The sequence below is a fragment of the Sphingomonas desiccabilis genome (assembly GCF_004135605.1).
Classification (GTDB): domain Bacteria; phylum Pseudomonadota; class Alphaproteobacteria; order Sphingomonadales; family Sphingomonadaceae; genus Sphingomonas; species Sphingomonas desiccabilis.
Genome location: NZ_SDPT01000001.1, coordinates 379954 through 399213, shown reverse-complemented (window position 1 = coordinate 399213; position 19260 = coordinate 379954). Strand labels below are relative to the sequence as shown.

General features: G+C 60.3%; 20 protein-coding genes. 10 read left to right on the top strand and 10 right to left on the bottom strand.

The features are described 5' to 3' along the window. Positions 1-133 precede the first annotated feature (133 nt). The 7 genes from EO081_RS01810 (at position 134) to EO081_RS01780 (ending at position 7233) form a co-directional block, all read left to right on the top strand. Positions 134-1474, top strand: a complete 1341-nt coding sequence (locus EO081_RS01810; protein WP_129340241.1) for a hypothetical protein — start codon at positions 134-136, stop codon at positions 1472-1474. A 70-nt stretch (positions 1475-1544) separates the two neighbouring features. After that, complete coding sequence (locus tag EO081_RS01805; RefSeq protein ID WP_129340240.1) at positions 1545-2312, top strand: hypothetical protein; 768 nt, start codon at positions 1545-1547, stop codon at positions 2310-2312. Between the two features lie 2 nt (positions 2313-2314). Further along, positions 2315-3631 carry a hypothetical protein gene (locus EO081_RS01800; protein ID WP_129340239.1) on the top strand — a complete coding sequence of 439 codons (1317 nt, stop codon included), beginning with the start codon at positions 2315-2317 and terminating at the stop codon, positions 3629-3631. A 65-nt stretch (positions 3632-3696) separates the two neighbouring features. Next, complete coding sequence (locus tag EO081_RS01795; protein WP_129340238.1) at positions 3697-4548, top strand: OmpA family protein; 852 nt, start codon at positions 3697-3699, stop codon at positions 4546-4548. Between the two features lie 412 nt (positions 4549-4960). Further along, complete coding sequence (locus EO081_RS01790; protein WP_129340237.1) at positions 4961-5398, top strand: thermonuclease family protein; 438 nt, start codon at positions 4961-4963, stop codon at positions 5396-5398. A 198-nt stretch (positions 5399-5596) separates the two neighbouring features. Then, positions 5597-5794: a DUF6771 family protein gene (locus tag EO081_RS17230; RefSeq protein WP_311720679.1), complete on the top strand. Its 198-nt coding sequence runs from the start codon at positions 5597-5599 to the stop codon at positions 5792-5794. A gap of 434 nt (positions 5795-6228) precedes the next feature. Continuing rightward, positions 6229-7233: a restriction endonuclease gene (locus tag EO081_RS01780; RefSeq protein WP_129340236.1), complete on the top strand. Its 1005-nt coding sequence runs from the start codon at positions 6229-6231 to the stop codon at positions 7231-7233. A 75-nt stretch (positions 7234-7308) separates the two neighbouring features. On the opposite strand, the gene EO081_RS01775 is transcribed toward EO081_RS01780, so the two are convergent. The 5 genes from EO081_RS01775 to EO081_RS01755 form a co-directional block, all read right to left on the bottom strand. After that, positions 7309-7647, bottom strand: a complete 339-nt coding sequence (locus EO081_RS01775; protein WP_129340235.1) for a hypothetical protein — start codon at positions 7645-7647, stop codon at positions 7309-7311. Positions 7648-7745: 98 nt separating this feature from the next. Then, a complete protein-coding gene (locus tag EO081_RS01770; RefSeq protein ID WP_165284442.1) occupies positions 7746-8909 on the bottom strand; it encodes a site-specific integrase in 1164 nt (387 codons plus the stop codon). Positions 8910-9197: 288 nt separating this feature from the next. Then, entirely contained in the window at positions 9198-10772 is a 1575-nt protein-coding gene (locus EO081_RS01765; RefSeq protein WP_183947803.1) for an AAA family ATPase, read from the bottom strand. 32 nt (positions 10773-10804) lie between these two features. Continuing rightward, the gene (locus EO081_RS01760) at positions 10805-11167 is read right to left on the bottom strand and encodes a hypothetical protein (protein WP_240697504.1); all 363 of its coding nucleotides are present in this window, start codon (positions 11165-11167) and stop codon (positions 10805-10807) included. Positions 11168-11381: 214 nt separating this feature from the next. Then, the gene (locus tag EO081_RS01755) at positions 11382-11735 is read right to left on the bottom strand and encodes a hypothetical protein (RefSeq protein WP_129340232.1); all 354 of its coding nucleotides are present in this window, start codon (positions 11733-11735) and stop codon (positions 11382-11384) included. A gap of 236 nt (positions 11736-11971) precedes the next feature. On the opposite strand from EO081_RS01755, the gene EO081_RS01750 reads away from it, so the two are divergent. Both EO081_RS01750 and EO081_RS01745 read left to right on the top strand, forming a co-directional pair. Further along, the gene (locus EO081_RS01750; RefSeq protein WP_165284440.1) at positions 11972-12784 is read left to right on the top strand and encodes a LysR family transcriptional regulator; all 813 of its coding nucleotides are present in this window, start codon (positions 11972-11974) and stop codon (positions 12782-12784) included. A gap of 193 nt (positions 12785-12977) precedes the next feature. Continuing rightward, positions 12978-13235 (top strand): hypothetical protein, encoded by a 258-nt coding sequence (locus EO081_RS01745; RefSeq protein ID WP_129340230.1) that lies wholly within the window; start codon positions 12978-12980, stop codon positions 13233-13235. A gap of 141 nt (positions 13236-13376) precedes the next feature. On the opposite strand, the gene EO081_RS01740 is transcribed toward EO081_RS01745, so the two are convergent. The 3 genes from EO081_RS01740 to EO081_RS01730 all read right to left on the bottom strand — a co-directional run bounded on the left by EO081_RS01740 (position 13377) and on the right by EO081_RS01730 (position 14835). Continuing rightward, positions 13377-13805, bottom strand: a complete 429-nt coding sequence (locus EO081_RS01740; protein WP_129340229.1) for a hypothetical protein — start codon at positions 13803-13805, stop codon at positions 13377-13379. A 78-nt stretch (positions 13806-13883) separates the two neighbouring features. After that, positions 13884-14147 carry a hypothetical protein gene (locus tag EO081_RS01735; RefSeq protein ID WP_129340228.1) on the bottom strand — a complete coding sequence of 88 codons (264 nt, stop codon included), beginning with the start codon at positions 14145-14147 and terminating at the stop codon, positions 13884-13886. A 115-nt stretch (positions 14148-14262) separates the two neighbouring features. Further along, on the bottom strand, positions 14263-14835 hold the full coding sequence (locus EO081_RS01730; RefSeq protein WP_129340227.1) for a DUF805 domain-containing protein: 573 nt from the start codon (positions 14833-14835) through the stop codon (positions 14263-14265). An 885-nt stretch (positions 14836-15720) separates the two neighbouring features. Here EO081_RS01730 and EO081_RS01725 point away from each other — a divergent pair. After that, positions 15721-16743, top strand: coding sequence for a hypothetical protein (locus EO081_RS01725; protein WP_129340226.1), 1023 nt, complete (start codon positions 15721-15723; stop codon positions 16741-16743). 119 nt (positions 16744-16862) lie between these two features. On the opposite strand, the gene EO081_RS01720 is transcribed toward EO081_RS01725, so the two are convergent. Together EO081_RS01720 and EO081_RS01715 are read right to left on the bottom strand one after the other, a co-directional pair. Continuing rightward, positions 16863-17459 (bottom strand): SLATT domain-containing protein, encoded by a 597-nt coding sequence (locus EO081_RS01720; RefSeq protein ID WP_129340225.1) that lies wholly within the window; start codon positions 17457-17459, stop codon positions 16863-16865. Then, positions 17452-18768 (bottom strand): SMODS domain-containing nucleotidyltransferase, encoded by a 1317-nt coding sequence (locus EO081_RS01715; RefSeq protein WP_129340224.1) that lies wholly within the window; start codon positions 18766-18768, stop codon positions 17452-17454. The genes EO081_RS01720 and EO081_RS01715 overlap by 8 nt, the downstream gene beginning before the upstream one ends. Between the last annotated feature and the right edge of the window lie 492 nt (positions 18769-19260).

Here is a 19260-nt window from a genome sequence, read left to right as displayed (position 1 = left end):
CTTTTGACGCCGTTCAGGACCTGAGCCCAAAATCTCCTTGGATTAGTGGCAAATCACCGGCTACGTTTGACTGATGGGGGCATGGTCGAAGGTCAGGGGGTTCTTCGATCGGGGTGAGCCGTTGCGCGCTCCGATGGATGATCCATTCATTCAGATTGACAGAGCGGAGGCGGCTTCGTCGTTGCGGCTGCGGGAGCGCGGGGCGGAGCAGGGAGCGCTAGAACTGCCGGCCGCGTCCATGCAGACGCTGGACGTGGTTGAGGCCGAAGTCGCTGCGTTCATTCAAGACCACTTCGAGCGAGCGCAGATCGATGCTGCCAATAGCATCAGGACCTATGATTCACGGCTCAACAGCCTCTCGTTGATCGCGAACCTGAGTTCAATCCGTACTCAGGCAAAGATCGCGCTGAGCGACTTCAAGGCAGAGGTGGCAACCCGCCGTGGCCGCTTGACGACCAGCAGAGACGCCATTGTCGACAGCTATGCCGAGCTTCGGGACTTCCGGAAGAAGACTGACCTTAGGCGTCCGGCGCACGACGCGCCGCCGACGAGCGCCACGATTGGCACTATCCTAGTTTGTTGGCTGCTCGAAACGATCGCTAACTCGATGTTCCTACGGCTCGGAGACAGCATGGGCTGGCTCGGCGGAGTTATCGCCGCCGCAGTCGTTGGCGCGATCAACGTTGGCGTCGCAGCGGTGGTAGGACGGCTCGTCTGGCCGCTGGTAAATCGTCGCGAACCGATGATGCGGTCGATCGGTTGGCTTGGTATCGTGGCCTGGTTCGTCCTCACCGTTCTCTGGAATCTGCTGGCTGGCCACTACCGTGATGCCAAGTCGCTAGCGTTGCCAAGCCCGGAGACGGCAGCGCTGGGGATGCTGGGCTCGGGGCTTGAAAGCATCTACTCCTACGGCTTGCTAATCGCCGGCATGGTCTTTGCATTCGGCGCTGCAATCTCCGGCTATAAGATGGATGATCCCTATCCCGGATACGGTCCGGTGGCACGCCGCCATGCAAGCCGGTGCGAAGACTACGTCGCAGAGATCGAAGACGCCACAGAGGAACTAACCGGCATTCGGAACGATGCCGTCGGGGAGGCCACGGACGTGCGGATGGAGCTCGGGCGCCAGCTGGCTCAGCGGCAGCAGATCCTCACCCATCGGGACGCTTTTCGGCGGCGCTACGAAGAATATGCCGAACACTTGGAGGCGACCGGTAACGCGCTTCTGCAAGAATATAGAACCGCTAACCGAGCAGCCCGCTCGACGCCAGTTCCCGCGCGCTTCGACATGGCTTGGACGCTGCCTCGTGCTCCCCTCCCCCGTGCTCCCGGAGAAGATGTGCCGCGCTCCGCTATTGATGCTGCCGAGGCAGATCTGGAGCAAACCGTTACTGACATCTCGGCCGCGTTCGACGAGGCGATCGAGAGCTTCGAGCCGCTTGACGAACTGAAGAGGCGGATAGCCGATGGTTAGGCAAGGGAAGTCGCGCACCCGCAACCGTGGACGTTCGGCTGCCGCGAACCGCGCCGGGGCAGAGAGCCGAGTGGCGATGATTAAAATCGCCGCCGTGATCGCGATCGTTCTGGTTGTGGGCGCGATCTACTTCACTGTCGCGTCCTCCCGCCGCAGCCTAGATGCCGAGACGCTTTGCCCCACGACTGCGGATAGCGTCACGGTTCTGCTGGTGGACGTAACAGATCCGATGAACACCGCTCAACGTCAGGATTTCGCCAACCAACTCACCAAGCTGAAGAACTCGATTCCGCGCTACGGGAAGCTGATCGTGGCGAAGGTAGATGCAACCGGTGACAAGCTGCTCGCTCCCGTGATCACCCGGTGCAACCCTGGAACCGCGGAGGACGTGAGCTCGGCGACCGGTGATCCCGCGGCAGTCCAGAAGCAGTGGGAGGAGGGCTTCGACGCGCCGCTCACGCAGGCGTTCGAACGTCTAAGTGCGGCGAGCGGTGCGGAGCAGTCGCCTATCCTCGAGAGCATCCAGTCTGTTGCCCTGACTGAGCTGCAGCGCCCTGGTCTCGAAAAGACGCCAAGACGTCTGATTGTGGCATCGGATCTTCTTCAGAACACAGGTGACGTCAGCTTCTACCGCAACCTGCCGGAACCTCGCGCCTTCACGGAAAGCCCGGGCTTCCGACGACTGCGCACGGACCTGCGCGGTGTCGAGGTTGAGTTGTGGATGCTTGAGCGTTCCGACGCCGCCTCTACGCAGCCGCGGGCGCTGGCAGACCTCTGGGAACGCATCATCGACGCGGACGGCGGTGAAGTGCGTAGAATTTACAACGTGAGCGGGTGAGTATGAGCGAGGGGGCGACATACCAGCGGGATCGGCTGGAAGAACGTGGCTGGATCGATCGTTGGGGCTTCCTTCTGTTCGCATTCGGCGGAGCAGCGGGGATCTTGGTCGCCAAGGCTGCAGGGCTGACCGCGATCCCGGTGGCGGCCGGCGCGGCGGTCTCCATGATCGCCTACGCCTATGTCGTGCAGACGTCGGGTACAGGTCGCTTGCGTGCCGATCAGGCTGGCGACAACTGCTACTACCTGGGCTTGATCTACACGTTGATCAGTCTCGCCTATGCCATCTTTTTTTTCGATCCCGCGACGACCGCCACTACTGTTGTCCAAGGATTCGGTATCGCGTTGGCAACGACGATCATGGGTTTGATCCTGCGCGTCTTCTTCAATCAGACTCGGGTGGACCTCGTGCAGACGGAGGACACCGCCCGGCTGGAACTTGCTGATGCCGCCGGACGCCTGAAGGCGGAGCTGCAGGCGATGACCATCAGTATGAGCGATTACGGCCGAGAGACCCGCCAAGCGCTAGAGGAATTAAGGGCCGAGGTCGTAAACGCCCTTGTCGGGGTGCAGGAAGAGGCAACCAGCACTATCGCCCGCACATCCCTCACGGCTGGCGAAGCGATCACGTCGGCAGTTGCCATCTCCCGTGAGGCTATCGCCACCATGTCGGGGGAAGCCACTGCGGCCGTGACCCAGCAGTCGAATGACGCGTTGACCCGCGCGAAGAGGATGACAACTGCTACTGACAAGGTCGTGACCAGCATCGAGAAGCATGCCGACGCCATGGGAGGCATCGAACGTTCGTCGACTGCGATAGCTGCAAGCCTCGCGACGCTCGAAGGCGCTGCCGATCGGACGCAGCAGGGGCTGAGGGACCTTACGCTGCGAACAGAAGAAATCTCCGTCGTGCAGACATCCCTCGCGAGAACTGGTGATGATCTGCGTACCGCGGTCGCCGCCATGGTCGACCAAGTTAGAAGCTTTGACACGACCGCAAAGAGGTTCGACTCTGCCGTCTTGTCACGTCTCGAAGAGCTGAAGAGTACGCCCGGCGACATGGCCGAGCGCACCTCCGAGTCATTCGCGCGCGCATCCGTGGCGATGCAGGAGCAGTTCACCGCGATCTCTAAGGGGCAGCGAGACTTCGCCGAGGAGCTTGCCCGCCGCACCGCCGATGCAGTCGCCACGCTCGACCGCCACAATGCCGCGCTCGAACATGAACTCGACCGTTCCCGCGGCAATGTTGCCAAGGTTCACGGTGCCCTCGTCGACATGACTGGCACTCTCGTCGCGCGCGTTCAGGCTGCAAACGGGTGAGTAATCCACAGCTCGACCTAAGGCAGGATAAGTCATACCGTCGCGGCCTTGTTCTGGGCCTGACTATGGCCGAGATCATGATCCTGCTGCTTTTTGTTCTTCTAATGGCACTGGCGGCGGCGCTCCAGAACCGAGATGACCGCATCAATGCGTTAGACAATGGCGGCGCTTCCCGGCTGGTCGAGGAATTACAGCGAGCTTACCCCGAAGCGAAGAATTCAGATGACTACTTCAAGGAATTGACGCGTGCCATTGAGGCGCGGCGGCGGGTTGAGGAGGCTGGCGCCAAGGGCGGCGCTAAGAACTTGCTCGCTGACGCTGAAGTCGGTCGGCGGGTGCGCGAAGCAGCAGCTGCGAGCAAGGTCAAGGATCCGGACCGGTTCGTCAAGGAGGTGGTCGCGGCATCATCGCGTGGTCGCAAGGGGCAATGGCCGCCATTCTTCAGCCTCAGCGAGGCGGGCGGATACTTCTTCGACAGCGGCAAGGCGACGCTGAGACCTGAGTTTGAGCGCAACTTGCGCAGCGAAGTGATCCCGATGCTGGCCCGCAGTGTCGCCGACTACGACGTCGATGTTGTCGAGGTCATCGGCCACACTGATGAAGTTCCCATGTCAGGCAGGAGCAACCTGGACGCCGCCCTGATTCAGGCTTCCGTGGGCCGAATCCCCATCGGTGCGCTGCGCTCGACTGACAATGCAGGTCTCGCGATGGCTCGCGCGGTTGCAGTCGTGCAGCAGCTCCGGGCCGACCCACGCCTGCGCAACGTGTCTATTCTGCCGCTATCGGGCGCGCAGATGATCGTGCCAGTAGACAAAGTGGCGAACGGGACTGCTCAGGGAGATGACCAACGCCGTCGCCGTATTGAGATCCGGCTGCGCAAGTCGACGCGGCAAGCCTCGCCGTCGATCCGGCGGTAGGAAGCATGGATCCCCTCGACGCCAACCTGGACGCTCTGCGCTACTCGGTACAAGCTATCCTTGCGCATGAGCCTGATGGGAAGCACCGGGATGACGATCCGTGGCTCTCCTCGCCGGCTCACCAACCTGCGAGAGGTCCAGACACGCTCCCCGTGCTCGCTCCGGCCAAACTCAGCTGGCTCGCTCGATTGTTCGGCGCTTGAGGCCAACGCGACGTCAGCGCCAAGACCGTGCTACGAGGCGGTCGAGGCGATCTCCTAGGGCGACAATTCCGTCACGCGGCTTTGAGCGCTTGGCGCTAGTGGTCGTATGCCTCGCGTTCGTCGCCGTCTTCGTCGCAACCTACACGTACGGATCCCTGAAACGCGTTCCTTCGGCGCAACCGGCTCCGGTCGGGATCGGCGCCTCCACCATGGTCGATCTGGAGAGTGCAAAGTCGCAGCGTAGCGGTGCGTCCGAAGCACTTGAGCCCGTCGTGCTAGGTCAAGCTGCCACATCGAAGGAGGCTCGATCGTTTTCGATTTGCCATACAGGCGGCGGCGAGAACTGCGTGGTGGACGGCGACACGGCGTGGATTAACGGCGAGAAGATCCGGATAGCCGACATCGACGCACCTGAAACACATCCTCCGCGCTGCCCCTCGGAAGCGGAGTTGGGCGAGCGCGCAACACAGCGCCTTGCCGACCTGCTCAACGGCGGTCAGTTCGAGCTGAAGAAAGGCGCTAGGGATATAGATCGCCACGGGCGCAAATTGCGCGTGCTTGTCCGAGATGGCCGCTCTCTTGGCGATCAGCTCGTTTCTGAAGGACTGGCGCGCCCATGGGAAGGACGTCGGCGACCTTGGTGCTAAGAGCTCATCGTGCGCGTGGCGTCCGATCAAACATCGGCCTCCGCGCGGGAGCCGCGCGGAAGCTCCCGACCTGCGCACTTGTCGTCGACTTTACCTGGTAGCCCCGGCTGGTGTCCAGCACGACAGCTTGAGCCTCTGCTCGCTCCGGACGTAGTACCGGCGCAAACGTCCTTGCCGAATCGTTCTCTTTATGTTCTCATGCACTCCATGGAACGAGTTGACCCCGCCGCGATTGCAGCTGCCATTCTAGATGCACCGGGATGGTGCCGCGTGGGCATCACCGCGCCCGGTGAGCATTTGCGGAAGCAGGCCGCAAAGGAACTCGCGCTGTCGATCGCCTCCTCGCTCGCCGCGCAAGGCGCGCCCGATCGCGATCAGCTCCCCCTGCCCCTTTGATGTGTCGACCAATACTCGGCTCGAAGCCTCGCCGATCTAACGGGCCACAAGGCCAATCTTCGCGCCCGCTGCTATTGCGGAGCGGAGCACGTGTTCGATGCAAAGCGATTCTGGCGCTATGCTCTGCTTAAAGGCTGGTCGACGCAGCTCGGCTGCACTAGGGCACCACATCCGTTGTCAACGGTGCGGCAAGCGCGGACCACGGCTGAGCGCCACACCCGAGCCAGCTACGCTTGCCGATCCGTTCCCGCGATCCGAAGCAGAGTGGCAGACGCTGCGGCGCCATAACAGGGACTAGGCGCTCCGACCTGTCTTACTGAGTGTAGGTTTTGCGAACCACGGAAGTGGAACGTTGCCGGCCGACGGCGCAAGACGGTGGCTACCGATGATGTCCAGCGGTATCGCACGTCACAAATTCACAGGCGGGGCAGCGCGTGGTCGAACAGGCGATTTGGGGGATCCACATGGCGCAGGAGCACGGTACTGCTCCGGTCGCCCAGGGATATGTTGCACTCGGATGGAGCGCGGTCGGCGACCTGCGCGACGTCCCGCCCAGTCGGGAGGCGTTCAAGGCCGCCTATTCAGCCACCTATCCAGATGCCAAGCCGGGCAATGTCGCGGTATCGGCAGGCGTGCTGTTCAGGTTCGCCAACGAGATGAAGGAGGGCGACATCATCGTCTATCCTTCGAAGGTGGACCGGATGGTCAACATCGGCAGCGTCTCGGGGGACTACCGCTTCGACGCCGCACTTCCCGAGGACTGCCCGAACATGCGCCGCGTGCAGTGGCACCGCTCTATCCCGCGGGCGTCCTTCTCTCAGCCCGCGCTGAACGAGATCGGCTCGGCCCTGACGCTGTTCCGAGTGAGCTCGAACGCTGACGAGTTTCTCGCGGCCCTGGAAGGTCAGGCTTTCGAGGCCGCGGAGATCGATGAGGTCAGCGCGGAGCGGGCGGCGGCACAGGTGCAGGAGTCAACGGAGGACTTCATCATCAAGCGCCTGAAGACCGGCCAGTCATCCTATCAGTTTGAACACTTCGTGGCGCACCTGCTGAAATGCATGGGCTATTTCTCGCGCGTGACGCAAGCGTCCGGCGATGGCGGCGTCGACATCATCGCCCACCGCGATGAGCTTGGCTTCGAGCCGCCCATTATCAAGGTGCAGTGCAAGCAGGTGGTCTCGACGATTGGCCGTCCCGAGGTTCAGCAGCTGCACGGGGCCATCGAGCGCGGCGAGCACGGGCTGTTCGTGACGCTTGGCGGTTTCAGCGCCGATGCCCGCACTTTCGAGCGGACGAAGCCGAACCTCCGGCTCGTCGACGGAGAGACGCTGATCGAGCTGATCTACGCGCACTACGAGAAGTTCGAGCCGCGATATCAGATGCTGCTGCCCCTAACCCGGTCATACGTTCCCAGCCCAGTCGGCCTTACGCAGGAGTGAAAAAATCGAGGTTCAAGCCCCGCCCCGCGTACCAGCCGAAGCCAGCGCGCGAAGCGGGGTTGAGACGATCGGATGTTAGGACAGCAACGTGTAGGTACCCGCGGCATCTCGCCGCCAGCGATAGACCTCGGGGTTTGTGCCCGTCCCCTCCGCCAGGAGCATCGCGACATGGCCACGCTTGAAGTCGAGGTGGCCAAGCGTGCCTATGATCTGGCCCCGGGTGTCCACCCCTTCGGTTATGCAGGCCGAAATCAGTACGAGTACCTGATCATGCCGGTTCGGCCCACATGCTCTGAGAAGCTTTCGAAGGCGCCCGAACATCGCAGCGGTGCCCGTGGGTTCGGGCGAAGCTGAGATCATTCCGGCGAGGTCAATTTCTGCCGCAGAGACGCGCGGCTTGGAAGTGGCATCCATGATGCAACCCTTTCTGATGATGGTGTGGGGAGGATGGACGTTGGCCGGGCGCAAAGCCGACCTGGCCGAACGCCCGAGCACGAGGCGTGTGGTTGGCTTCACCCGGTAGCGCAGGCCGTCTGCTTCGCTGCGCCGGCCTCGACAGCGGCAAGTAGTGTGTCGTTGGCGAGGTGCGAGTAGCGTTGGGTCGATTGCACGGAGGCGTGGCCCAAGACCTTGCCGACCGCGAACAGGTCGACGCCGCTATTGACCATGAACGAGGCCGCCGAGTGCCTAAGGTCATGGACACGCAGCCCCGGCAGCCCCGCCGCATCGCGTGCCGTCTGCCACGGGTGTTTGATATCCGTGAACGGCTGGCGGGTCGCCGGGTTCGGGATCAGCCATGAGCAGCCCTCATAGCGCGGCAGTGCGTTGATGACCTCCAGAGCGGCGGTCGATAGTGGAACGTGCCGGTGCTTGCCGGTCTTGCTGGTCGGGATCAGCCACAGGCGCCGTCCGACATCGACGTGCTCCCAACGAGCATCCAGCAGTTCCCGTACGCGGGCGCCGGTAAGGAGCAGCAGATCAACGATCGGCCGCAGCTGCTTGTTCTTGGACGCCGATGCAGCCTCGCGCAGCCGGGTAGCCTCCTCCGCCGTTAGGAACCGCTCACGAGCGTTGTTGAGCGGCTTGCGGGGTATACCCTTTGCCGGGTTCCGATCGCAGCCCGGAATACCCCAGCGTTGGCCCAGCTCAAAGCTGCGGCCAAAGATCACCCGGATCTTCTCGACGGTCGCGGGCGCCAGCCCTTCCGCCCGCTTGTCCGCGAGCCATTTTGCAACGGACTGCGGGTCGATGTCCGTAAGGCGCACCCGACCCCAGCGGGTCACGATGTGGCGGCGCATGTACATCTCGGTCGTGGCATAGCTGCGCTGGTGCAGCTCGGCGTCCGTCATGTGCTGGGCCGCGAGTTCGGCATAGAGCGGCACCGCCTTCGCCTCCGCCTTCTTGGCGGCCGGGTTGCCCCCCATCACGACCTCGGATCGGAGCCGCTGGGCCGCCTTCTTGGCCTGGGCAAACGTGATGTCCGCCCAGCCGCCGATCTTGTGCTGCTGCTGGCGACCACCCTGATCCTGGTACCGGAGGTAGTAGGTCTTGCCGCCGGTCGAGCGGCATTCGAGCACGAAGCCCGTGACGGCCTCGTCGTAGTAGTCCGTCTTCTTCTTTCCCTCCTCGCATCGCGCGATGAGGCAGAAGGCGTGATCGAGCTTAGCCTTAGGCATAAGCATGTTCCTTTCCGAAAGTGAGTTGGAGATTGAGGGCGCAGGGCAGCGCACCCGGCCGCGCAGGGTGGCGGCAGGCGAAGGGTCGGATTGGCCCCCTGCGGGGCTTCAGCGGCCGGGAATGAGGCAGTTCGGGGATGAGGTCAGGCGCCGCGGCGGTCGCCAGGACTGCAGCTCTGCAGCATTTCAGGTTTTCAGCGTTGCGGACCGGGGCCGCAGACGGGCAGTGCCCGGGAAAAACTGCGAACCTGCAATCCTGCGAAGCTGAGACGCTGGCGGGGCGCGCCGTCAGCCGGCTGGAGGCGACAACAGCTCGAACACCTGAGCGCCACGCGCTTGGCGACGGAAGCACCACCGGTGCTGCACGGGATCCTCGCCTGTGTATCGCTCGACGATGCGGTACGCTGCGCGGTTGGGGATGCCCGCACGTGCAGCAGCTTCCTTGCCGAGAATCATCTTGGTGTTGTGCCCGTCAGCGATGCACGCGGCGATAATCGAGATAACCTCCTCGTCGGACCGACGCACCTCGATCCGCTTGAACTCGTCAAGGGTAGCAAGATCGATCGGACGAACCGAGGACAGCCGCTCGACGTAGTCGACCCCGTCCTCGGCGGCGTATGCGTAGGCAGCCGACTGTGCGTTGTTCCCGCGCCGCTTGAAGTTTTGGAATTCCACAATCTTCTCGCCGGGGCTGGCCGTCAGATCGAGGGGTACCATCGTGTAGGCGGCGTCGCAGTCGTCCACCATGTCAGTTGTGCCGGCGAACTGCGGGGTTCCGTCCGCCTTTGGCGCCTTATTCACATGCGCCAGATTGAGTACCGCTCCACCCCGCATGGCAACCTGCCGACACGCGTCGCCGTAGGCGGCGGCAAGCTTCTTATCCATGAGAGACGTGAACTTCTTAGTCGTATCAACCAGCACAAAGACACCCCTCGCCTGATTGCCCTCGGCCATCTGGACCAGCAGGCGAACGAAGCTCTCCGCCTTGAAATCACGGAAACCCGGCGCGAGTGTATGGACACCGATGTCGTCCATCAGCTCCATCTTGGTGGCCAAGCCTTCGCTGCCATCGTCGGCGTTGACGTAGTATACGTTGGCAGGGTCAATCCGCCCGGCCTTCACAGCATCGATCAGGAGGTTAAGCGCGATCAGCGTCTTGCCCGCGTTCGGTGCAGCGTACCAGACGGTGACCTGCCCGCTGAGACACAGGTCGCCCAACAAGGGAGTGGCTTCGATCGCTTGCTCCCGGAACGCCGCGGATTGGCCGCGGAGACTGTAACGCTGCAGCGGAGTGGTGGTAACAGGCAGCGGCGCAGGTTCGGGTTCGGGTTCGGGTTCGGGTTCGGGTTCGGGTTCGGGTTCGGGTTCGGGTTCGGGTTCGGGTTCGGGAACTCGCGCAACCTCAGCGGCGGTCAACACCGAGAGGGCTGCAATCGACGATGCTGTCCCGCTGCTCGGCTGCCACTGGTCACGGCTAGGCAGTTCGATCCGACCTCCGGGGGAGACGAACTGAATCTGATCAGGCACGTTGCGCGCCAAGGTAGCTGCTACTTCGGTGTCCAGGACGCCATAGAGCAACTGCTGTCGATCCCCGGTTTTGACCACCAGCCGCGGAGGCACTCCCATGCCGGCAAGGAACCGGGCGAGAGCGTCTCGGCCAGGGGGGCCAACAGTCTCGAACGCAACGACGTGGGCTGGAAGGATGTACACGCCCGGATTGGGGGCTCGTTCGAGGCCAAGCTCGACCCATTGATCTACCTCCTCCGCGCTGGGCACATCATCTGCCAACATCGAAGAAGCCTGATGATCGACCTCAGGGAAGATGATTTGCGAGCCGCGCACGGGCTCAGGTGGCTCTGCCATGCTGGTTGCACCTGCCGTGTTGAGAGAGGCGGTCACAGGTCGGACTCGCCGACATCGCGCTCATACTGCGAGCCCGCTTGGGACCGCTGGCGAAGGTCAGGGCAGAGCCGGTACTGTCCGGACGGAAGGAGCGTCCATAGGTGAACGGCTAGGTTGCCCCCCTCGTACAGCGTGAGAACCTGCTTCAGAAGGGGTCCGCTCGCTCCAAAGGTTGTGTCTATCAGCTCGCTGATGACGGACGCGGGAAGCCTGCTTCGCATCATGGATGCAAGGATGCCAATTGCCGTCCCAGCGGTCATACGGCTGCTGAAGTCGGGGACAGCCGCCTGAACAAGCATGGCCTGCTCGAACGCGCCAGCTCCCCTAAGAAGGTCGTCGTTGGTGTATGGTGTCATTGTGGAGGGATCCTTATCCTGGGCCATGGTAGAGCGTGGTCGCGCGAGCGGTGATCATTGCGGAGCAGGCACGGCGCACACGCGCAGAGCCGCCGTCGCTCACCAATGAACGGCGGCGGTCTGCTCAGATGTATCGGTTTTCGTGAAGGTTTAGGCATGGCTCCATTGGCCTTGCCTGATCGATTCAGCCAGTCACCGCCGACCGAGCTTGCTTCTAGAACTTGCGCTCGAAAGCGTCATACTTCCGGTTAAGGTTCGGAAAGCGATTGGACAGCTTCCAGTTGTTGAACCTGATGTCGTCGGATGCTGCCCCCTGGGCCCACAGGCTATAGTTTCCGACGCCTTCGAACATGGAGAATGCCCTTTTTGCTCGCGAGCCGATTTCCGGTCCCAGCCGCTCGCCAAGCTCCTGCTCAATATTCTCGGAGTATCGCCCTTTCTCGAGATAAGCGGCAACAATTCCGATATAGTCCGGCAGTATCAGCTCCATCCCCTCTCCGCTTCTAGAGTAGGCGTAGTCGACTAGGACTGCTCCTCGGTTGAGATTGTTCTTGAGAACCACGTTCATGATATGCCTCGTCGGTGATTTTGGACTAGTCAGTACCAGCCAGTCGGTCGGTACGGGGCCTGCCTAGCGCGGTCGCCTGGGACTCGATACAGCGCGAATTTTCGCAAAACACAGGGTCGTACGTTTTGGGGGAGTTGACCATCCGGATTGGCTAAACCGGCCAGAGTGGCTGATCGGGGGTTGCTACGAAGACGATCACTGAGCGCGGAGGGGCTAACGTGACACTAGAAGCTCTCGTGGCCAAGGCTAAGGATCTGCGCCTCATATGGCTGCAAACCTTCCTATCTGCCGCTGCGTACGGAACCCTCGAAGCAGCAGCAGAAGAGTTGGGCATCCACGCGACAAATGTTCGTGATCGCATAGAGAATCTGGAACGGTCGCTGGGCATCGCATTGCTCGAGACCAGCCCCAGGGTTGGCCTTATGAAAGATGGCGATGATTTTGTTACGGTGGCCTTGTCTGTCATAAAGATCTTTGACGATTTCAGGTGCGGCAGCCCGCATCAGTACCACACTAACTACCTTTCAGGAGTAGGTAGCTTAACAGTCTCCGATCTGCACATATTTTGCGTTGTATGCTCAAGTAGAAGCAGAAAAGATGCGCAGCATCACCTTGGTATTAGTATATCGACTATTAGCCGAGTTATATCAAAGGTCGAAAGTTCCCTAAATATCGGCAGTTTGTTTACAGGAAGAAGCTTTGTTGCAATTACCCCCGAAGGTGAACGCGTTCACATAGCCTTCTCGAAAGTACTCCAAACACTGAGCGAGTTTCGAGGAACGATTTCAACGAAGTTTGTAACCGCACCACCTCAAGACGAAGTTCTGAGACGTCACGCCCTAAATCTAAGAAGGCGTGTGAAACAAAAAATGCTTTTTGAGCTATCCAACTTTGACGCCCTGCAAAAGTCTAAGAAGGGTAAAGCTTTAGTCGAGAAGAAGCGCTCTGAGATCCTTGTTGAAATAAATCGGACGTTGAGCATGTTAGAGGATTTGAATGAAATTATAGGAGACGATGACAAATTCTTTGATTTCGGGATATTTGAATAGGACGAAAACGTCACGTATCTCGTATACTGCGCGGGAGCAGTGCGTCATCGTGAGTCTTATCTGGACGGGTAAATGCTTGAAACCAAGCGATTATCCTTGGATCTACTCCGCGCACTAACGGGACTAAGACGTGTGCCGCGAAGCCGTCGTTCCCGATTGTCACGATTGCCTCATAGACGTTGAGGCTCGCTCGATGGACGTAATCGACCCAAAGAACGTACGCTGGCGAACCCCACCGTGCACCATCGATGGGATTGATCAGGAGCGAGAAGCCAGCCGCTTCGATCAAGTCTTCCTCCTGGTCTCCAGGTTCGATGACGATGATGACGCTGCGATCGAGCAGGCATGGGTCGGCGGATGCGAGGTGGCGAACACGGGACGCAAGCAGTTTGCGCAGTTCGGGGTCGAGCGGAAGCGATGGGCCGCGCTCAATGGCGGCCCGGTCAGCTAGAACGATCATGCTGATGTCTCCAGATACAAAAATAGCGCCCACGGCTGGTGCCTGGACGCTTGCGGGCCGCGCTGAGCGGCAATGCTGGTTTCGAGGATTTCCGACGTTTTCGGCTTTCAGAAACGGCCGGAATAAGGACGTTCAGGGCACGAGCGAGCCGGTCTGTTCGTGATCGAGCGCTAGATGGTGACGCAGCAGGTCGATGAGGTCGGGATCGGCCCCTTCCCTGTCACTGACGAGCACAACATCGGCCGCTCCATCGTCAGAGAAGATGAAGGCCAACTCGATCCAGCCGCCTTCATGGTGTTCGGCCCACTCCCAGGACGGCACCGTGTCCGGATCGTCTAGGCAGATGCCGTCAGCGATGTCGGTGACGAGCGGAAACCCGATCACCGCCTCCACCTCGGCAAGGCTGTCCCGCGGCTCCACAACCAGGAAGCGGGCTGTCTCGCCTAAGTCGCCTGATCCATTCAGCTGATCACGCCGAGTGGTCAGTAGCAGCATCAGGTATTCGTCTAACGGCTGATCAAGCGCACTGGCCAGCGCGGCTGTGCTGTCGATGATAAACATTGCATGTTCTCCAAATGCAAAAAGGGCGCCGCGGAGGTTGTCCGGGCGCCCTTGGGGGTGATGGGGTGTTAAGTGTGGTCAGCTGTCCGGCTTGTCCGGAAGCTTCGTAGCGTCCTTCCTGTCGCCAACTTTCATGAAGGCCAGGAGTGTGGCCGCACCAGCGACAACCATGCTGGCGACTGGGTACTCACGCAGGAGCGCCAGTGCGCCGAGCACGATGATGAGGGCCAGCGTCTCTCTGGTCCGAAAGATCAAGCCCGCGAGCAGCAGCAGCACGAGCGCCACCTTGAGAGCGACAACCGCGACTGCCGCAAGCAGCAGGATGCTGATGATCTGGGCCACTTTCAGCCTTGCCGCCGGAGCGGAGTCACTGTGACAGCCATGTACATGCTATGTTCTCCTCTGTGGCAAAGAAAAGGCGCCTCGGTCCATTCCGGGGCGCTTCTTCGGTCGATGCTCAGGAGGACTTGGGGTCGGGCCCGAAGCGGTTGTCGCCGCGCGTGCCGTCGACCAGCATCATGCCGTAAACGAGGATGACGCCGACGTAGGGGATGAGGTTGAGGAGCACGAACCAGCCGGACCGATCCTGGTCGTGGAAGCGCCGCACCTCGACGGCCAGTAGCGGCACGAGGAGGCCAAGCAGGGCCAGCATCATCACTCCCACCATCAGACTGCCGAGCGCACCCGTCTCCCCATAGGCATCGGCACTGCCGCCAATGACGAGGAAGCCGACCACGAACAGCGCGAGGTAGATGAGCTGGAACATCCAGAACTCCCGCCGTGTCGATCGGCCGGTGAAGTCGGCGTACCGCTTGAGCGGGAGCATGATCCAACCCTTGTGATCCTCTATCGCAGGCAGCGCAGTGGGCGGCACGCCGAACGGGTTAACGGCTGGACGCGGTTGGCTGGCGGGCTTGCTGCCAAACAGCAGCTTCTCCTTGGAGCGCTCGAACTCCTCCTCGGTGATCACCCCCTCATTCTTGAGCCGGTGCAGGTCCTCAATGCTTTTAAGTGTGGTCTGATCGATCACGTGCTGTTCCCTCTGTTGCTACTGGATGGAAGGCGGACACGCGACATCGCGCCGGGCGAATGCTCGCGCCGACGTGACTGTTGATGTCGCCATGGTGTCGTCGCCCCTTTTGCGGGGCGACCTTCGGCTCAACCTCGTGCCGCCCCTATGTACCTCTCGGGGACGGCGGCCGAAGCCGGATGTTAGGAACCTGACCGTAGGCACAGGCGCATGCGCCTTTATCGGCCGAAGCCGACTGGACATACGCGCATGCCACCCGGCCTCGAACAAGCGTTCGCGACCGAGTTCCTACGGGTTTGAGGTTCCTACGCCCCGCCCCCCGGCTTTCACGGGAGGCGCGGCAATCATGGAAGGCTCCTAGCCGGATCGCAATAGCCCTTTGAGGCCCGCGACTCAGTTCCTTCTCGCCTTCATATATGATACCTTATCTGCCGCGTTTCAGTTACTTAGCTGGCTCATTAGGTCGCACAGGTAACGTCAGCCAGGATCAGACATGGAGTTTGACCCACCGCTCGCTCGCATCTTCGGCACGGAGAACCTTGCACCGGCGCCTCGGAGCAGTGTTGTAACCCAGTAGAGCGTCTCCAGCTGGAGGATAATGGCAGGCACTTCACTCTGTGATAGCCGCCATACATGCTCAGAGCGGCGCCAATCGTAGACGTGGCACTCAAGGATGAACGCAACCTTGATGCTGCTCGCGGCTTCATGGACGCTATCGATCAAGAAAGCTACTGAAGCAGCTAAGCTCACGGCTATCAAACGTCAGGGTACTTACGCGCGCTCAAATCAGCCACGGCGCAGCCTAGAAGACCGGCCCATTCAAGTGCTAATAGAGGCGCTGCGTTCATGATATGAATCGGTCCAAATTAGTAGCCTGGAGGATCTATGTTCGAGAACCTTCTGCGCGAGATTGAGCGGCTATCCGGCACAACGCAGGTTTCGGTTCCGTTGGAAAGCGACTCCGACGGCTATGCGGATAAGGAGTGCCCATCGCCGACATGCCTCTTCCAGTTCAAGATCCACGGCGACGACTGGAAGGCTATTGTTCGTGATGAGGAAGTCTTTTGCCCGAGTTGCCGGCACGCCGCTCCCGCTAAGTCCTGGTTTACCACTCAGCAGGTTGAGGCGGCCAGGGAGTACGCGATTGGTTCACTGGTTAATAGGATCAACCGCGCAACTCGGGCCGATGCGGCGGCATCTAACCGGAGACGGAAGCCTGGTGCCTTTATCAGCATCACGCTCAAGGCAGAAGGAGGCCGTGATGCGGTGCTTGTGCCCATCGCTGCCGCAGAGCCAATGAGGCTCCGGACGGCGTGCGAAGCTTGCGGTTGCCGGTACTCGTTCGTCGGGGCCGCATACTTCTGCCCTACTTGCGGGAAGAACTCCGCCAGCCACACCTTCGCACAGGCTATAAAGTCCATACGAATAGCGGCAGGGCTCGGCGCCACACTCAAGGCGACACTCGATGCCGACGAAGCGGAGGTGATAACCCGCGCACTGCTTGAGAAAGCAGTCCAGGACACGGTGACCTCGTTCCAGCGCTTGTCGGAACAGCTGTACGAAGAGCGGACCGGCGCGCCAGCCCGGCGCAACGTGTTCCAGAACCTAGAAGCTGGATCTCACCTCTGGGCTACCTCGACGGGGGCCACTTACGCGGAAATGCTTGATGCCGTCGCCCTCAAGAGGCTGCACATCTACTATCAGCAGCGACATCTGCTCGCGCACCAGCAGGGCATTGTAGACGCGGATTATGTAGCGAAGAGCGGCGACCAAACATATGCTGTAGGCCAAAGGTTGATCATCACGTCGGCGAACGTGTCGGAATTCGCAGATTTGATTGAGCGTTTAGGAAAAGCTGTCCTTTTCCGTAGAAACCTCAATCCTCGAGATGCTTCCCCAACGGATTAGCGTTACGGCGTCAGTGTTTTATAATGCCTCTGCAAACGAAAGCCGAAATAATCACTATCCAGACGAGAGGCGCTACTGACTTCGCTAATGGTTTCCTCGGAATACAAGTGCACCTAAATTCAGCACTTAATCCAAAGAAGGTGCCCAGCGACGAGGCTACCGACAGTGTATCCGACACCCGCGAGCACCAGCAGAACGATAACGGTCTTTGCCGAGAGCGGGATCATGTCCCGCCACACCCGAAACTTGATTTGCTCGTTCATCCAGTCGATCTGGGTCTGCGCGAAGAACTTGTAGTGCGCGTACCAGTCACTCAGAAAAACCTGCTTACTGACCGTAATCGAATAAAATTCGCTCTCAATCTGCGACAGCTTAGCACGCGAGGTCGTTAAGTCCGCTCCACTCTCGACTTCCCGGTAAAGATCGCGCAGCCGGTTGAATAGCTGGATCATCTCCTTGCCTGCAGTCTGGTATTCCGAGGTGCGGTAGAGCGAGAAATACAAAGCGCCGACACCTGCAATGATCAGGGTGGCCGATGGAAACTTAGTGGCGAGCGCATCTACGTACAGCGCGTATACGCCAATAGCGAACGAGGCGAAGCCGATCCAACCGGGCATCTTCTCCACCATGTCGAACGTCGCGAATGTCTTCTTCGCGCCGAAGCCCACATTATAGCCGGTCTCGGCAATCGTCTTGAGCAAGCCGGCCTTATCCATCGTCGCCCTCTTGGTTGGAATCGATCGGCACGTGAATGCGGTCGGTCGCTACCACCACGCCGTCGACCACGGCGTAGCACTCAACCACGTGATCGCCCCTAAAGGTAGTCGTCTCGGTTCTGCGCTTATGTCCGTCATCGGCGACGATCTGACCACGGATGCAGTCGCGATTCACGGCCTCCTGTCCGCGGTTCAGCACCTTCCAGAACAGGCCGTAGGGGCCGCCGATGTCAGTGCTGATAACGGAAAACTTGAGAGATTTGCGGGGCTTGAGCAGCTTCCGCTCCTTGAGGATCTCGCGGAGGGAAGCGCTCCTGAACCCCGCTTGCTCGACATTGCAGTCAATGGTGATGTTGTTCCTGATGTCGATGCCGCTGAACACGTCCTCGGCAAATTCCTCCGTCATGCGAACGGTGCGACCGGACGCAGCCTCGGCCTTCACCAGCTTTTCGGCAGCCGGGAACAGGCGCCCGTACACCTTCCGCCATTTGTCGTTCTGGTCGTCCTTGCCCTCAGCGTCGATCGCCTTGAGGCACAGCTCGTAAGCCTTCTTGGCCTTCCGCTGGAAATTCTTCTTTACCTTGACCCGCTGCCCGCTACCGAGTGCGGCAAAATAGTCCTGCTTGGGAAGCTCTTTCAGGTATGCGAAAAAGTCACGACTCATAAAGTCGTAATACAGATAACTCTTGTCGTCATACTCAGTAGTTGACTTCAAAAAGTTGTGCGCGAGTGTGTCGATGAGCAGCCCGCCGATACCCACGCCGTGCTTGTTTTTCCATGCCCCTGCCATTTTGCAGAGCCGACGAAGGTTCTTATTTTTCTGGTTGTCAAACTCCTTCATCGCCTGAATCTCTTCACGCGGCTTAGTGATCTTCCAGCTTCCGCCATTGTAGGTGTCGGGGTATTTGAAGCTACCGTCGTCTTGCTCAAAGACCGGCTGCGCTTCGACACGAAACTTAGAATAGACTGCGGCGACGACGAGGCGATCTACGCGCACGTCGGTGTTCGGGTATCGGGCACGTATCGCGGCGGCGGTATCTGAGAGGAGCTTCGATTGCCCGCCCTCTTTATTGTAGGTTGCCCACTGACCCTTCGGCACGATGTAAAGCATGTCGAGATCGGAAATCCCCTTGATAGCCGTCCAGCGACCGTACGAACCCACTTGAAGTGAATTGTCCGTTTTCGATTCCGTATCACGAAATTTCTTGTTGAGAGCGCAGGTTATCTCTTCGTACCGGGACGTGATTGTCGCGGCGTTGTCAACGACAAGATTGGCGAGAAACTGCTTGAAGGTGTCCGCGATACTCAACCGACGATCCCTTGCCCTGAACCTTTATTTCAGAGCAGTGTAGATCATACCGGGAACGTTTCAACGGACGTACACCCCCTTCTCCACAGGAATGTGTATCAGCGGGGGACGCACAGCCTGAATAAAGCAAACTCGGGCTTTCTGACGCTTGGAAGGCGAGGAATGGCAGCTTTCCACGAAAATGCGCCGAAAGCCGCCTGTCTCCAAGCGGCCCAGAAGCCGCCGGGCCGTTTCTGGATAGAGCTGCCGGGCAAAAATGCGCCCCAATCTCGGTCATTCGATCGATCCGCCGTCGATCCCGGAAGCCGCCGTTTGTTCATCTCGCCAATCACGGCGTCCTGGACGGCGAACATTGGGGACTCTGCCGACGGGCAGCTACCGGGTGGGCCGAAGCGAGTAGCTGCCGTTCACCCTCGCTCCGGCTTTCCTCACCACGCTGTCCAGCCGGATTCACGCCGCACCTGATTACCTGGAGCGCCACAGCGCGTTCAG

Coding starts and splice junctions, on each gene's coding strand:
- EO081_RS01765 (WP_183947803.1), bottom strand. CDS start 10,772: ATGGCAGAGCCACCTGAGCCCGTGCGCGGCTCGCAAATCATCTTCCCT.
- EO081_RS01770 (WP_165284442.1), bottom strand. CDS start 8,909: ATGCCTAAGGCTAAGCTCGATCACGCCTTCTGCCTCATCGCGCGATGC.
- EO081_RS01725 (WP_129340226.1), top strand. CDS start 15,721: ATGTTCGAGAACCTTCTGCGCGAGATTGAGCGGCTATCCGGCACAACG.
- EO081_RS01800 (WP_129340239.1), top strand. CDS start 2,315: ATGAGCGAGGGGGCGACATACCAGCGGGATCGGCTGGAAGAACGTGGC.
- EO081_RS01745 (WP_129340230.1), top strand. CDS start 12,978: ATGGACGTAATCGACCCAAAGAACGTACGCTGGCGAACCCCACCGTGC.
- EO081_RS01755 (WP_129340232.1), bottom strand. CDS start 11,735: ATGAACGTGGTTCTCAAGAACAATCTCAACCGAGGAGCAGTCCTAGTC.
- EO081_RS17230 (WP_311720679.1), top strand. CDS start 5,597: ATGCACTCCATGGAACGAGTTGACCCCGCCGCGATTGCAGCTGCCATT.
- EO081_RS01810 (WP_129340241.1), top strand. CDS start 134: ATGGATGATCCATTCATTCAGATTGACAGAGCGGAGGCGGCTTCGTCG.
- EO081_RS01760 (WP_240697504.1), bottom strand. CDS start 11,167: ATGACACCATACACCAACGACGACCTTCTTAGGGGAGCTGGCGCGTTC.
- EO081_RS01790 (WP_129340237.1), top strand. CDS start 4,961: ATGGTCGATCTGGAGAGTGCAAAGTCGCAGCGTAGCGGTGCGTCCGAA.
- EO081_RS01795 (WP_129340238.1), top strand. CDS start 3,697: ATGGCCGAGATCATGATCCTGCTGCTTTTTGTTCTTCTAATGGCACTG.
- EO081_RS01720 (WP_129340225.1), bottom strand. CDS start 17,459: ATGGATAAGGCCGGCTTGCTCAAGACGATTGCCGAGACCGGCTATAAT.
- EO081_RS01775 (WP_129340235.1), bottom strand. CDS start 7,647: ATGGATGCCACTTCCAAGCCGCGCGTCTCTGCGGCAGAAATTGACCTC.
- EO081_RS01740 (WP_129340229.1), bottom strand. CDS start 13,805: ATGTTTATCATCGACAGCACAGCCGCGCTGGCCAGTGCGCTTGATCAG.